This is a genomic window from Acetivibrio cellulolyticus CD2 (assembly GCF_000179595.2).
Taxonomy (GTDB): Bacteria; Bacillota; Clostridia; order Acetivibrionales; family Acetivibrionaceae; genus Acetivibrio; species Acetivibrio cellulolyticus.
In genome coordinates, this window is record NZ_JH556658.1 from 846957 (window position 1) to 861853 (window position 14897).

General features: G+C 33.4%; 12 protein-coding genes and 1 other annotated feature (1 of these 13 only partly in view). Of the genes, 8 read left to right on the forward strand and 4 right to left on the reverse strand.

The window, feature by feature from the left end; all coding sequences use genetic code 11:
• Positions 1 to 141, forward strand: a binding site (T-box leader) (it extends 104 nt beyond the left edge of the window).
• Between the two features lie 84 nt (positions 142 to 225).
• Positions 226 to 1455, forward strand: coding sequence for a tyrosine--tRNA ligase (tyrS, locus tag ACECE_RS0219160; protein ID WP_010250172.1), 1230 nt, complete (start codon positions 226 to 228; stop codon positions 1453 to 1455).
• 127 nt (positions 1456 to 1582) lie between these two features.
• Here tyrS and ACECE_RS0219165 read toward each other — a convergent pair whose 3' ends face one another.
• Positions 1583 to 2383, reverse strand: coding sequence for a histidinol-phosphatase HisJ family protein (locus ACECE_RS0219165; RefSeq protein ID WP_010250174.1), 801 nt, complete (start codon positions 2381 to 2383; stop codon positions 1583 to 1585).
• Positions 2384 to 2947: 564 nt separating this feature from the next.
• Here ACECE_RS0219165 and ACECE_RS0219170 point away from each other — a divergent pair.
• Positions 2948 to 4450 (forward strand): HD domain-containing phosphohydrolase, encoded by a 1503-nt coding sequence (locus tag ACECE_RS0219170; RefSeq protein WP_010250176.1) that lies wholly within the window; start codon positions 2948 to 2950, stop codon positions 4448 to 4450.
• 299 nt (positions 4451 to 4749) lie between these two features.
• Complete coding sequence (locus tag ACECE_RS0219175; RefSeq protein ID WP_010250178.1) at positions 4750 to 6180, forward strand: aminopeptidase; 1431 nt, start codon at positions 4750 to 4752, stop codon at positions 6178 to 6180.
• A gap of 108 nt (positions 6181 to 6288) precedes the next feature.
• On the opposite strand, the gene ACECE_RS0219180 is transcribed toward ACECE_RS0219175, so the two are convergent.
• Positions 6289 to 7230: an LCP family protein gene (locus ACECE_RS0219180; protein ID WP_010250180.1), complete on the reverse strand. Its 942-nt coding sequence runs from the start codon at positions 7228 to 7230 to the stop codon at positions 6289 to 6291.
• 315 nt (positions 7231 to 7545) lie between these two features.
• Between ACECE_RS0219180 and ACECE_RS0219185 the strand changes: the two genes are divergently transcribed.
• Together ACECE_RS0219185 and aroC are read left to right on the forward strand one after the other, a co-directional pair.
• Positions 7546 to 8055, forward strand: coding sequence for a shikimate kinase (locus ACECE_RS0219185; protein WP_010250182.1), 510 nt, complete (start codon positions 7546 to 7548; stop codon positions 8053 to 8055).
• A 47-nt stretch (positions 8056 to 8102) separates the two neighbouring features.
• Positions 8103 to 9281: a chorismate synthase gene (gene aroC, locus ACECE_RS0219190; protein WP_010250184.1), complete on the forward strand. Its 1179-nt coding sequence runs from the start codon at positions 8103 to 8105 to the stop codon at positions 9279 to 9281.
• Positions 9282 to 9372: 91 nt separating this feature from the next.
• Here aroC and ACECE_RS0219195 read toward each other — a convergent pair whose 3' ends face one another.
• On the reverse strand, positions 9373 to 10029 hold the full coding sequence (locus ACECE_RS0219195; RefSeq protein ID WP_010250187.1) for a PilZ domain-containing protein: 657 nt from the start codon (positions 10027 to 10029) through the stop codon (positions 9373 to 9375).
• 359 nt (positions 10030 to 10388) lie between these two features.
• Between ACECE_RS0219195 and ACECE_RS0219200 the strand changes: the two genes are divergently transcribed.
• The 3 genes from ACECE_RS0219200 to ACECE_RS0219210 all read left to right on the forward strand — a co-directional run bounded on the left by ACECE_RS0219200 (position 10389) and on the right by ACECE_RS0219210 (position 13714).
• Positions 10389 to 11357 (forward strand): carbohydrate kinase family protein, encoded by a 969-nt coding sequence (locus ACECE_RS0219200; RefSeq protein WP_010250188.1) that lies wholly within the window; start codon positions 10389 to 10391, stop codon positions 11355 to 11357.
• Between the two features lie 150 nt (positions 11358 to 11507).
• Complete coding sequence (locus ACECE_RS0219205) at positions 11508 to 12893, forward strand: peptidylprolyl isomerase (protein ID WP_010250191.1); 1386 nt, start codon at positions 11508 to 11510, stop codon at positions 12891 to 12893.
• Between the two features lie 296 nt (positions 12894 to 13189).
• Entirely contained in the window at positions 13190 to 13714 is a 525-nt protein-coding gene (locus tag ACECE_RS0219210) for an RDD family protein (protein WP_010250193.1), read from the forward strand.
• Positions 13715 to 14294: 580 nt separating this feature from the next.
• Here the strand turns inward: ACECE_RS0219210 and ACECE_RS0219220 are convergent.
• On the reverse strand, positions 14295 to 14897 hold a 603-nt coding region (locus ACECE_RS0219220), incomplete at its 5' end, for an IS110 family transposase (RefSeq protein WP_010250194.1).

Here is a 14897-nt window from a genome sequence, read left to right on the forward strand (position 1 = left end):
GAGTTGCATGCTGAAAGTGTTTTTACATACACCACTAAGCAGAGCCGGAAGCCTACCGTTATATTGGCGGTGTATAATGAGGTACACTATATTTTGGTGTACGAATTAAGGTGGTACCACGGGAGCTTTCTCGTCCTTAACATAAGGATGTGAGGGCTTTTTTAGTTGGTATTTTTCTTTATACAGATTTGACTTTATAAATAAGATTGTTTAGGAGGAAACAATATGTCTAGTGTGTTTGAAACATTAAAGCAAAGAGGATTTATAGCACAGGTAACCCACGAGGAAACTGTAAGGGAACTTCTTGAAAAGGAAAAAGTTACTTTCTATATTGGTTTTGATCCAACAGCAGATAGTCTTCATGTAGGACATTTTTTGCAGATGGTTGTTATGGCACATATGCAGCGTGCAGGACATAAACCAATAGCCATAATCGGAGGCGGAACAGCAATGGTAGGCGATCCGAGCGGCAAAACTGATATGAGAAGAATGATGACACGCGAAGAAATACAAAGTAATGCTAACAATTTTAAAAAGCAATTGTCCAATTTTATTGACTTTAGTGATAATAAAGCGATAATGGTGGATAATGCTGACTGGCTTCTGGATTTGAATTATGTAAAATTCTTAAGGGAGGTAGGAGTTCATTTTTCAGTGAACAGGATGCTCACTGCAGAATGCTTTAAATCAAGACTTGAGAAAGGTTTATCCTTTATAGAATTTAATTACATGCTCATGCAGAGCTACGATTTCTTGAAATTATACCAGGATCATGGGTGTTTGCTCGAACTTGGAGGAGATGACCAATGGTCAAATATTCTTTACGGTATTGAACTTATTAGAAGGGTAGAAGGAAAGGATGCCTATGGTATGACTTTTACACTTCTTACAACCAGTGAAGGGAAAAAAATGGGCAAAACCGAAAAGGGAGCTTTGTGGCTTGACCCAAATAAGACACCTCCATACGATTTCTACCAGTACTGGAGAAACATAAATGACAGTGATGTTATTAAATGTTTGAAACTGCTTACTTTCCTTCCATTGAGCGAAATTGACGAACTTGCAAAGCTCAAGGATCAGCAAATAAATGAGGCAAAGAAGATTCTTGCATATGAAGTAACAAAGCTTATTCATGGTGAAGAAGAGGCTGGAAAAGCACAAAGTGCAGCTGAAGCTCTTTTTGTTAAAGGTGCAAGCTCTGAGAATATGCCAACTACAGAAATAGGTACTGAAGAATTAGCCAATGGAATTAATATACTTGATCTTTTAGTAAAGACAAAGTTAGCACCATCTAAAGGTGAGGGAAGACGTCTTATTGAACAGGGTGGAGTAAGTGTCAACGAAGAAAAAGTTGATAAAATTGATTTCATGGTAAAGGAAGAAGACTTTAAGGATGATGAAATAATCATCAAAAAGGGAAAGAAGGTTTACCATAAGGTAAAAATAATCAGATAAAACAATTGCATTAAGATATCGAGTGCCAGCAAAGTTACAATTTGCTGGCACTCGATATTATAAGGCACAACAGTCAGTCCAATATTTACATTTTTATACCAAAATACAGATTTGATATAAACGGTATTTAATCTATTTTTGTGAAGACCGGTTTCCTTTGCTCAAAGTGTGATGTATAAGCAAATCCAGCTTTTGATATCATTTCCTTAATATAATCAAACTTATAGCCAATATGTTCAGGCGTATGTGCATCCGAACTTGTACTTATAATTTCACCGCCAAGCTCCCTATAACGTTTAACTATTTCAAAATCCGGCATAGGTGAAGCCAAATTATATCTGAAGCCTGAAGTGTTTACTTCAATACCTTTACCCTTTGCAATGATTTGCTTTAGAATTGAATCGATCAAATCACTGTAGTCAGAATATTCTAATATCCTGTTGTCATAACATCCATACCTCCTTATGAGATCAAGATGCCCAAAGATGTCGAAATTGTCAAAGGATTTTAAGGTTTGAAGTACTTCTTGAAGGTATCTTGTATAGGATTCAGTTTTGCTTTTTGATTTGCAAAAATCCCCATTGTGTAAGTCCAGTTTGTCAACAATATGGACAGAGGCAATAACAATATCGAAATTGTAACTGTTTAATACCTCTAAAGTACTATCTATTACCTGGGGCTGTATACCAACTTCAATACCTTTAAATACTTTTATTCGGCCATTAAAATCACTTTTTATAAGGTCCATAGTTTCTGAGTATTTGTCAAAGTCGATCATAAACACATCATCATAATCAGGATAGTCATAATCGAGATGATCAGTAAACGAAACCCCTTGTATACCAATATTAATGGCTGTATTCAAAGCATCTATGCAATTCATATCACTATCACCTGAAAAATTACTGTGTACATGGCAATCAAACATATATCAATTCCTCCAAATTGTATAATATCGAATAGTTAAAATATAACTTCCACTATGTACAAAAGGCTTTTAATTAATATAGGTTAAGTAAAAAGTGGAAGTTGCAGTTCACCAATTCCTATAGTATTATTTATAAATCAAGAAAAAAAATAAGTCAAGAAATAAGAGCAAATATATACGAAGCCTTAACACAAGTTTGCAGAAAAGTATATTATTAAGGGATATGGAAAAGAAGGGTTTTAGTTTGGTCCTATAAAAATGCTACTAATAGCCTATATAAAAAGACTTGCATAATTTATAGAAATTATATAAAATATAAATAAGGCATTAATTGCACTTGTTTTTGATTTTGTAAAAATAGTCAAAAGTTTTCTTTTAGCTCATCCTGAAAATAGCAAGCTTTCAAAGAAATTCTAATAAGTCCGGTGTATTGAAAATAATATTTAGGGAAATCTTACAGCAACTTACTTGGTACCTTTGGTTTATTTTCATGCAATGGATAGGCTTTTAATCAGCTTAAAATGCAGCTTTAGATAATGCAATTAGGTTTAGGAGGGGTTTAGTGTGCGAAAAAAGATTACTGAAGTATCAACCGACTATAAGATTCTTATAGTAGACGATGAAGAAGGTATAATTAATTCTCTTAAAGTAATGCTTACACGAAGCGGGTATTTTTGTGTAGGTATTTCTAACCCTATTGAGGCCATAAAACACCTCGAGACTGAACCTTTTGATATGCTTATATTAGATTATATAATGTCTCCCATCCATGGAGATGAGGTTGTTGCTAAAATAAGAGAGTTTAATAAGGATATTTACATACTCCTATTGACGGGACACAAGGATCTTGCGCCGCCTCTGGAAACAATTAAAGCCCTTGATATTCAAGGCTATTGTGAAAAAGGAGACCGATTTGATCAACTTTTATTGTTAATCGAGTCAGGTATAAAATCCATATCTCAGATGCGCACTATCAAACAATTCAAGGATGGTCTAAACAGAATACTTTATGCGGTACCTAAAATATATCAGTTGCAACCGATTGATACAATTCTTGAAGAAATTCTTGAAGGTCTTATGCCTTTAGTGAACAGTAAAGATGCCTTTATTCTTGTCGATGATTGCAATAGCAGTCAAGGAGAAATTATTTATAAAGGGGTCGGCGAATACAAAATTCCTGTAGAATCATTAGTCACTATGCTTAGCCCTGATCTAATGGAACATATCGGTTTTTCCAGAGCGAATAGAGTTACAGTTAACCTAGATCATGGAATTATTCTTCCTCTAATAGGTGACAATAAGAGTTCTATTGGAGTAATTTACATAGAGAGCAACAACTTTGATGAAGGGCTAAAATTGCTTGAAATATACTCAACTCAAGCTGCATCATCTATCAACAATGCCTTCTTACATTCACTTATAAATATGAAAAAGGAAGAACTCGATAGAACTTATCAGGAATTGAGAAACAGGTATATTGATACGATTGAGGCTTTACGCCTAACAGTTGATGCCAAGGATATTTATACTCGCGGCCATTCTGACAGGGTATCATACTATACTGGAAAGTTAGGTGAGGAGTTTAATTTAAGCCCGGAAGAGATAGAATTATTGAAAGTTGGCGGTATATTCCATGATATAGGGAAAATTGGAACAGCCGATGACATATTGTTTAAAACTGACAAACTTGATTTTTCCGAATATGAGGAGATTAAGAAACATCCGCTTAAGGGTGCGTATATACTGTCTGCAATTTCCATGTTTAAGGATGTTGTACCATTAGTTAAATATCATCATGAAAGGCTAGACGGAAAAGGTTACCCTGAAGGTTTGAAAGGTGATAATATCCCATTTCTTGCAAGAATTCTTACCGTCGCTGATGCCTTTGATGCAATGACATCAGACAGAAAATATAGATCAAGACTTCACCTTGAAGAAGCAATAAATCAATTCAAATTGAATTCAGGCACACAGTTTGATCCTATTATTGTAGAAAAGTTGCTAGGTCTTCTTGTAAATTTTGAGCTAATGCAGAAAGACATTGCTGCAACCTTTGCAGAGTGTTAGGATTAATGATTATAAAGTTTATATTTTCAATCTAAATCAGGTTTTTTATTGAACTTATGAATAAGAAGAGATTATCCTCTTCTTATTTTTTACGTGATACGAAAAAGTGAAGTAAATATCCTAAAATGATCCGGGCCTAAATGCCACCGATGTTTTAATTTAAGAAATTTGGATTTATTAGTAGAAGGCTTTTTGGGCATAATAGAATAATTATTACATATAAAATTAAACTTATTAGAAAAAAATGCTATAATTATATTGTTAAAAAATAAAGCTCACTCAATTTAAGGAGGAAACTTATGTCTGAAAACAAAACTCAAGGACAAATTTTATCAGAAAAGTTGTCTTATGACCAAAAAAGTGCATGGGAGAAACTAAGTGAAGAGGAATTTAAAATCACATTTGATCTATGTGATAGATATAAAAGCTTTTTAAATAGAGCAAAGACAGAGAGGGATTTTACCACTGAAACAGAAAAGCTTGCAAGAAGCAAAGGTTATATATCTATCGATGAAGTGATAAAATCCAATAAAAAATTGCAGCCTGGAATGAAGGTATATACTGTTGGTAGAAATAAAACTGTAGCACTCGCAGTGATTGGAGACAGTGCAATGGAGAATGGTGTGAACATTATTGGAGCACATATTGATGCCCCAAGAATTGACTTAAAGCCTAATCCAATGTACGAGGCAAATGATATGGTCTTTTTAAAGACCCATTATTATGGCGGAATAAAGAAGTATCAGTGGGTGACTATTCCTTTGTCAATTCACGGTGTAATAGTAAAAAGGGATGGCAGTATTGTAAACGTGAGTATAGGTGAGGACGACAATGATCCCGTCTTTACTATTACAGACCTTCTTCCGCACCTTGCAGCAGAACAGATGCAAAAAAAGATGAGTGAAGCTATAACAGGTGAGGGACTAAACATCCTATCCGGCTCAATTCCCTATAAAGATGATAAAGTTAAGGATAAGGTTAAGCTAAACGTATTAAACCTTTTAAACGAAAAGTATGGCATTATCGAAGAAGATTTTCTTTCAGCCGAACTCGAAATGGTTCCAAAGTTTAACGCTGTTGATGTAGGATTTGATAAAAGTATGGTGGGTTCGTATGGACAGGACGATAGAGTATGCGCATATGCGGCCCTAGAAGCAATACTTGATACAGAGAATGTAAAAATGACTGCTGTTTGTATTTTATCCGATAAAGAAGAAGTAGGCAGCATGGGGAATACAGGAGCACAATCCAGCTTTTTTGTAAACTTTTTAGCAGATTTATGCAACTTGAGTATGGAAAATTACAACGATATTATACTTAGAAAATGTCTTTCAAATTCCAAAATGCTTTCCGCAGACGTTAATGCTGCAATTGATCCAAATTTTGAAGGTGTATATGATAAAAGAAATTCTTCTTTTTTAGGAAGGGGAATAGTACTTCAAAAGTATACTGGTTCAAGAGGTAAAGCTGGAGCAAGCGATGCAAACGCAGAATTTGTAGGTGAGGTAAGAAAGCTTTTCAATGACAACAATATAGTATGGCAATCTGCAGAATTAGGAAAAGTTGACCAGGGCGGAGGAGGCACAATAGCCCAATACATCGCAAATTTGAATGTAGACGTAATAGATTGCGGTGTAGCTATTCTATCAATGCATTCGCCGTTTGAGATTACAAGTAAGGTAGATATATATATGTCATATAAGGCATACAAGATTTTTTTCATTGCTTAATTTTTCCTTTTACAACTAATAAAACTAGTCCTAAGTGATTCTTCTATTGTTTCACTTTGCAAAATTTTCAAAAAAAAATCGGGAGCTTAAATAAACTCCCGATTTTTTTTATTTATCTTCATTTTTATTATCAGTAAAATATTGATCAACTATCTCTTGTGCCTTTTCTTTGTCAATTTCGTAGTACCAGCCTTTTTCTTCTACAGAATGCCCTGTTAGTTTCTGCATATTAATATCGTCCGCGTTTACTTTGCCTACATTTTTAGACAACTTTATAACTTCGGACATCTCAACATTAGTATCTATATTGCTAAAAACAACATTCAAGATATCATTTATTTTTGTAATATTAAACATATTTGCTTTCTGCCTTATCAATTCCCTTATGAAATTCTGCTGAGCATCAATTCTTTTCAAATCACTGCCATCATAATTCTTTGTGACCTTACTGTGATTTCCTTTTCTATACCGCATATACTGTTCAGCCTCTTTTCCGTCCAAATGCTGCTGGCCTTTTTCCAAGTGAATATGAAGGTTCTGAAATGGATCGTCATAATTCATATCCTCAGGAACATAATAATCAACTCCACCAAGTATGTCTATTGTTTTCTTGAATGTGGACGTATCAATAAATACATAATATTTTATATCAACTCCAAGTAGATCACTTACACATTCAATTGCCCGTTCTCCGCCTCCACCAGGGTATGCAGCGTTTATCTTGGCTGTTTTTTTATTTATTCTCACTTTTGTATCCCTTGGTATGGATAATATGTTTATTTTAGCTGTTACGGGGTTAAAGTTCACAAGCATCATCGTATCGGTATTTTTAGCGACCTTATCTCCACCTAAGACAAGTACGTTTATGCTTTCATTAACTGTTTTATAAGGATCAAAGATACCTTGGATCAAGCCGGTATTTTTACCACTATCGACAGAAGTTTCTTGTGCTGCTGACGAATTAATGTATGCCAGTGATAAAACACCTAATAAAAACATAAAAGAGGATAGTACCGAACATATTATTAAGAAAAATTTTCTTCCATTCATAGTAATCTACTCCATTTAATAAATATTTTGCAAATTATGTGGTTAATTAAATCACACCAATAATAAAGTATAAACCAATCCGTAAAATAATTCAATCACTCAAAAGCGTTTAGTTAAGATTTTTTCCATTTATTAATTAGCTTTATTGAACAGCTGAAATATCCTTTTGGATTTTTCCTAATTAATAGACGAAGAAAAGTCTCAGAAGGTTCCTGAAAATTTAAAAGATTAATAATAAATTTAGAAATTTTTGTTGGTTCATTAGTGATTTATGTGTATAATACTGTTATATATTTTTACTGTGGGGGACTCTAAATGAAATTCAGAAACATTGTTTTAATAGGTATGCCGAGCTCGGGGAAAAGTACTATTGGAAAACCCCTCTCTAAAGAGTTGGAGATGCAGTTTATTGATACTGATGCTCTCATTTTTGAAAAGGAAAATAGGCCTTTAAAGGATATAGTAAACGAGGATGGACTTGAAAGATTTCTTCAAATCCAAGGAGATATAATTCTTAGAATTGATGCCCACAACCATGTTATATCTACAGGCGGAAGTGTAATATACAATGGGGAAGCAATGGAGTATCTAAAAAAAGAGGGATTTGTAGTATTTCTTGATGTAAAACTTGATGAAATAAACAACAGGCTAGAGGGCGGCAGACGTTTTGCCAGAAATAAAGATCAAACCTTTGAAGAATTATACAAAGAGAGGTTACCTCTTTACTTAAAGTATGCAAATATCACAATAGACTGTGCAAATAAGGATGTTGATGTTATAGTAAAAGAGATAAAAGAGCAATATAAAAAGATTTGTAAAGAATGACTTTCTAGTATTAATATATAAGCTATTTTTTAAGGAGTTGGTGTAGAATGGTAGGAAACACATTTGGAAGAATATTTCGCGTAACCACATGTGGTGAGTCATATGCAGGAGGATTCAGAAAGAATCTTGATATTCCAAAGGAACTCTTTGGAGGACTTATGGCAATTGTTGACGGTGTGCCCCCAGGAATTAAACTTTCAGCTGATTTTGTTCAGCAGGAAATGGATAAGAGAAGACCTGGGCAATCGGATTTGGATACTCCAAGGCAGGAAAAAGATAAAGTTTACATTTTTTCTGGTGTTATGGAAGATGATTTAACTACGGGTGCTCCTGTAGGAATAATCATTCCAAACGCAGTTGTTGAAGATCAGCACCTGAGCAAGCATAAGAGCTATAAAGAAGTTGTTCGTCCAGGTCAAGCGGGATATACCTTCTTTAAAAAATACGGACAGTTTGCCGATAATATAGGAGCGGGACGTGCTTCGGCCAGGGAAACTGCAGCGCGTGTAGCTGGTGGTGCTGTTGCTAAAGCTATTCTTGACACAATGGGAATTGACGTAATTTCGTTTATAACTGAAATTCATGGTATAAAAGCTGAGAATATTACTTACGAACTTGCAAAAGAAAACTATCGTAAAAATGAATTAAACTGCCCTGATCTTGACAAAGCGCAAGAAATGATGGCTGAATTAAGAAGAATCAAGGCAGAAGGAGATTCATGCGGTGGTGTTGTTGAAATTATTGCAAGAGGTGTTCCGGCAGGATTGGGAGAGCCTGTATTTGACAAACTCCAGGCAACTTTGTCTCATGCAATAATGTCCATAGGTGCAATTAAGGGAATTGAATTTGGAGATGGTTTTGAACACTCAAAAATGAAGGGATCCGAATCAAACGATATTCCGTACTTCGATGAGTCTGGAAGAGTAAAATTTAAAACAAATCATGCGGGAGGCATGTTAGGCGGTATTTCAAATGGCGACGATATAAGGATCAGGGTTGCTGTAAAAGCAACACCTACTATTTCAATTAAGCAGGATACAGTTAATATGTATAAGCAGGAGAATATTCAGGTTGAATTTAATACACGTAATGACCCTTCAGTATGTCCTAGAATTTATCCTGTATGTGAAGCCATGGTAAGAATGGCACTTTTAGATGCTTTATATGTTGCAAAAGGATATAGAGCTGTTTCACAAAATATAGATCCAAGATGGGATAATCTATAAAAAAACATTTAGCAACGCAAATAATACAAACAAAAAATAGCTATGCTTCTCATAGCTATTTTTTGTTTGTATTATTTTAAAACTTATTTTGTTAATTTTTGGAGAGCTTATTGGTAATTATCCTCTTGTAGGAATCATATTGAGTTTTTAGCATTACAACCGCAAATTCCTGAGTGAGCCTTAATATTTCAATACAGTGTTCAATACTATCCATAGTCATTTTATCAGTTTGATTATATTCCAAACCATATTCATAACCGTATTTACTTGCACTCTTCCATACCACCAATGCTTCAAATTCAAGGGCTTTATCTTCGATAGTGGTGTTTATTCTAATGCTCTGCCCCTTTTCGTATTCAAGCTTTGAGCATATGGATAAACCCTCAAGACTCATATTACGTATATACGCAAAGTTTTTTTCTTCATCGTCTAATATGTAGGCACACAACGATACCGGAAACCTTTGCGTAACTCTTCTGTCTGTAATAGTTATTACATTGTTAACTGTTAAGCCAAAGGTATTTTGCTGGTAGTCAATATTAGAAACTGTGCTCTCGCAGATGTTTACGATATTTTCATCTTCAAATCCCATTACTATTGGATCATTGTCAAAAAAGTTGAATATTAGGAAATCTTTATCCGGTTTAATAATAAAATAATTTTCATTAATATTACTTATAACTCCTTTATTTATTTTTTTACCGGAATAGTGCTTTAGAGTAACTACTTCTCCTACTTTTAAATTCATATAATCATCTCCGCCTACTAAATTTAATTATTGCATTGCAAAATATACGATAAAACTAATGAAGCAGAAGAAAATGCTTGTAAAGATAAGTAAGTCATCAGAAAAAACATAGATAGCAGTAAAAAAATTAAAGTTGAATTAATTACGTTATTTACATTATAACATAATTTAGCATAATTTGATAGTGTAATTTTAAAATTTTATTTCATTTCGTTAACATAAATATTTTATTTATGAGTCCATAGTATAAAGCCCTAAAAATAGCCAAATTTTTTATGTGATTATTAAAAACAAGCAGGAATTAAGGTGGTTATGATAGAAATAAACAATAATAACTAAAAAAGGATGGTAGTTTAATAATGTATTATGTTACAGCTTTAGGCGAAATTCTTATTGATTTTACTACGTCTCTTAGGTCTGATCAGGGAAATTATTGTTTTGAGCAAAATCCCGGAGGTGCACCTGCAAATGTTTTGTCTTGCATAGCAAAGCTTGGCGGAAAGACTGCGTTTATTGGAAAAGTGGGTAGGGATATGTTCGGCAATTTTCTTTTACAAGTGCTGACAGAGTATGGAGTTGATACATCCGGACTAAAATTTAGCGATTCATATAATACAACACTTGCATTTGTAAAGTTGGATGAAAATGGGGACAGATCCTTCATCTTTTATAGAAACCCTGGTGCTGATACCAGTTTGACTTCTTCAGAAATAAACTTTGAGTTAATAAATCAATCAAAGGTATTCCATTTCGGCTCCTTGTCCATGACGGATGAACCTTCAAAAAGTGCAACTTTAAAAGCATTAGAACATGCAAAAGATAATAATTTAATTATTTCATATGATCCTAATCTAAGACCTGCGCTTTGGAAGAGTCTGGATCACGCCCTAAATGAGATAAAATCTGTATTAAATAGGGTAGACATACTAAAGGTTTCAGAAGAAGAGCTCGAGTTTATTACCGGCGTAAAGGATCTTGCTGAGGGAAGTAGCATTTTGTACGATCAGTACAGAATTAATGTAATATTAGTAACCAGAGGTAGTAATGGATGTTTTTATAGGCATAAAGGTGTTACTGGCGGAAAACCAGCATTCAAAAACCTTAAAACAATTGATACAACTGGCGCTGGAGATGCCTTTTTAGGAGGCATTCTTTATTTTCTTCTTTCTAAAGGGATCTGTCAAGTTAATGAGCTTGATATTTCATTGCTTGAAAGTTCTATAATTTTTGCAAATGCAGTTGCAGCCATTTGTACAACTAGAAGAGGGGCAATACCTGCCATGCCGGATATTAGTGAAGTTAATGATCTGATAAATGGGGTTATTTAGATTTATAGAAAGCATCTATCCTTTTTATGGCAAAAAAGTTTACAAATTAGACATAAAACTTTAAAATAAATATTGTATAAATAATTTATGATGTGCTATTTTTGTATATAATTTTTTAATTATAAAATATATTAAGGTGGGGGTTATTTAATGAAGAAAAAGATTCTTTTGGCGGTAGCATTGGTTGTTGTAGTTGCTGCTGCAGTTTCAGCGGTAGTGTGGGGGCCATTTTTCAAAAAAGGAGGGGATAACGTCAATAGCACTAGTGCTAAAGTGGATGAATCCAAACAGTTTGGTTTTGAGACTTTAAAGATCAATGGTGCTTATGTGAACACAGCTCTATTTAATGAACAATATAACGCCTTTTATGAAAAGTATAAAAATAACGCAGAAATGCTTCAAAAAACTGATGAAGAAAGAAATGACATGTTTCTTGATCAGCTAATTGAAAAAGTTGTTATGGATGATTATTTTGCAAATAAGTCCAATGTAAAAGTAAGTGATGAAGAAGTTAATGCTTATGTTGCCAAGTATGTTGCACCAAGATATTCAGGCTCTGAAGAACAGACAACTTACTTTCAGTCAATGGGTTTTGCAAATGAAGAAGATATGAAAAATACTATAAAGGATTATCTGCTTAAGCAGCAAGTCTATTATGCTGCAGCTACAAAGGCTGGGTTAACACTGACTGATAAAGAACGCAAGGATGCCTATGAAGAGCATAAAAGTTATAATAAAAAAGTTGATTTAAGAAATATATTGGTTGCAATAAATGATAAGAGAACAAAGGAACAAGCTCAAGAACTTGCAAATACTGTATATACAAAGCTCAAAAACGGTGAAAGTTTTGAAGCTCTTGCAAAACAGTATTCTGATGACAGTGAAAGCAAGGAAAATGGTGGTCAAAAGAAAAATGTTTTACCAGGCAATAATGAAACCGACTATGATAATGCTGTCTTTAAAGCCGAAGCTGGTCAACTGCTTGAACCTATTTATCTGGCTAAAGGGTATGAAATTGTTAAAATTGAAAAAGTAACAGATTTTTATCATCCTGAAGAGGAATACTCCCAGACCGTACTGGTTGAAAAATTCCTAAATTCCGATAAATATAAGGAATGGTTTGAAAGTATCAAGAAAGATTATCAAATCGAAATAACCGACCCTGCTTTTAATGCGTATAGGTCTTATAAAAATAAAAAATATGATGAAGCAGCTAAGTATTATGAAACAGCATATGAAAAAACCAAGGAGATCAATTATATTAATAGAGCTTGTGAAACATATGCAGAGGGCAAAAACTGGACTGAATTAATAAGGATTAGTCAAAAGGGTTATAAAATTAAATCTGATAACGTTTTGTTCCTTGTATTTGAAGCAAAAGGCCTTTATAATGGCGGAAATAAGGAAGAAGGATTGAAGAAAATGCAAACGGCACTAAAGAAGGCCGATAAGGACATTTATTTTCTTGGTGTAATTAAGAACGCATATGAGGAGCTTGGTCTAAAGGATGAGGCTGCTAAAATAAATGTAGAATAAACAACTTCTAATATTAAATTATAAGCTCTATTTGAAGACTTATGATATTCCTGCTGCAATGAGGAACATATAAAGATTTCTAAGCGGCTATAACTGTTAGATGTTAACACGTTTATAGCCGTTTTCTGTATTTTTATGCCGTTCAACCTTAGAGTATAATATCTACGTTTTGATTATGGAATTTGCAATAATTAAATACATAAAAACCCTAGTGAAAACAATTTTTAAATGCTATAATATTTCTTAAATATTATTTTAGAAGTAGATACGTTTGGATTTGAAGGGAGACTTAATAGTTGGACTCAAATAATAATGATGAATTTATAAATTATGAAAATTCCAGTAATCCTAGACCATGGATAAGATATTGGGCCAGATCAATCGATATGAATATTTTTTTAGCATTTCTTGTTTTGCTTAAACTGATTTTTTTCCCAAACAGGCAACTTGACATAACTATAGCTAGTTTAGGACTTTATTTATTATGGATCCCCCTCGAAGCACAACTTTTATCAACATGGGGAACTACTCCTGGTAAATGGCTGTTAAATGTAAAAGTTAGAGACTCAAAATTAAATAAACTTACCTTGAAAACTGCTCTGTTAAGAAGTTTATATGTATGGACAATTGGGTTGGGAATGGGCCTTTTTTCAAGTATTACAATAGTTATTTCTTATTTTACTCTTAAAAATACAAAAATTACAATTTGGGACAAGTCTTTTAACTGCAATATTTTACATGAAGAAGTTCCAAAAGAGAGGTTAATTATTATTATTGCTGTGATTATATTTTTGCCATTATTTGTTGTATCGTTTATCTAGCTATTTGTTCAATTACAGGGTTAGTGCAAACCGCCCGCTAAGCGGGTGGGCATGATTAACTACTTACTATTTATTGATATATTCTTCTACATTCTTTAAAACTTCATTTGTTATTTTATAGGTATGTCCACAAGCTTCCATTTGTCTTTTACAAAAACTTCAACTAATCCTCTTGTGTTATTAATTACGTAGTTGCCATTGTCTACAATTTCAACATTAATACTTTTCATATCACTAAGTTCTCCAAATATTTGATCTTTCTATGCATCAAATGATGAAATATTTTTAGCGAATTAATTAATTGTAAGCCAAGCGAAAATATAGTAATATTATTTTAGAGGGATATGTTATATTAAATAATAATAGAATTATTATAAATAATCAGAAATCACAGTTACTAATTTTTATTATATAAATTAATATTATTTAAAGTCCAGCGGTAAAATGTCAATACCAAATTGGAAATAAATTTAGAAATATTGATGATATTTTACCGGTTTTGAGCATAAAAAGGCATCACCTATTAAGCCTACCAAAGTAAGTTTGTAAATATGGTAGGATATGGTTAACCAAATGGAAATTAATCTCCTTTTGGTGGAATATAAAGTCGATTGCTATGCAGCAGTGCATAGACAAGTCGAACGAATTTTCTGGCAGTTAATGCAAGTGCCCTTTTATGAGCTGTTTTTGGGGTTTGGCTATATTTTAATTCATAGAAGCGTTTTAACTCGTGATCGTGCAATCTCACTTTGTTAGTTGCTTCCATGAAGTAGTAACGCAAATAACGGTTACCAAACTTAATTAATTTAGTATTTGAAGCCGTAAAGTTTCCTGATTGGTGTTTTGTCCAGGAAATACCCGCAAATTTAGCTAATGCAGCATGATCTTTGAAACGATGAATATCACCAATTTCTGCTATTATTCCGGCAGAGTATACAGGGCCGATTCCTTTGATAGAGGTTAAAGGATTAGGAATAAGTTTAATTTGTTCCTCAATAGCCTTATCAAAGATTTTGAGCTGTTCCTTATAAGCTTTTATAGCTGAAAAAGACACAGCAAGTACCTGATTTACTGAATGAGTAACCGTTTTGGGAAGACGGTATGAACTTCTTGCAGCTTTCTTAAAAGTGGCTGCAATTTCATCAGGATTATCAAAGCGGCCCTTACCTTTTTTGCTGATAAA

What these genes read in the sequence shown, in the direction of transcription:
- ACECE_RS0219175 (WP_010250178.1), top strand. Translation starts at nt 4,750, where the DNA reads ATGTCTGAAAACAAAACTCAAGGACAAATTTTATCAGAAAAGTTGTCT.
- ACECE_RS0219200 (WP_010250188.1), top strand. Translation starts at nt 10,389, where the DNA reads ATGTATTATGTTACAGCTTTAGGCGAAATTCTTATTGATTTTACTACG.
- aroC (WP_010250184.1), top strand. Translation starts at nt 8,103, where the DNA reads ATGGTAGGAAACACATTTGGAAGAATATTTCGCGTAACCACATGTGGT.
- tyrS (WP_010250172.1), top strand. Translation starts at nt 226, where the DNA reads ATGTCTAGTGTGTTTGAAACATTAAAGCAAAGAGGATTTATAGCACAG.
- ACECE_RS0219205 (WP_010250191.1), top strand. Translation starts at nt 11,508, where the DNA reads ATGAAGAAAAAGATTCTTTTGGCGGTAGCATTGGTTGTTGTAGTTGCT.
- ACECE_RS0219195 (WP_010250187.1), bottom strand. Translation starts at nt 10,029, where the DNA reads ATGAATTTAAAAGTAGGAGAAGTAGTTACTCTAAAGCACTATTCCGGT.
- ACECE_RS0219185 (WP_010250182.1), top strand. Translation starts at nt 7,546, where the DNA reads ATGAAATTCAGAAACATTGTTTTAATAGGTATGCCGAGCTCGGGGAAA.
- ACECE_RS0219165 (WP_010250174.1), bottom strand. Translation starts at nt 2,383, where the DNA reads ATGTTTGATTGCCATGTACACAGTAATTTTTCAGGTGATAGTGATATG.
- ACECE_RS0219180 (WP_010250180.1), bottom strand. Translation starts at nt 7,230, where the DNA reads ATGAATGGAAGAAAATTTTTCTTAATAATATGTTCGGTACTATCCTCT.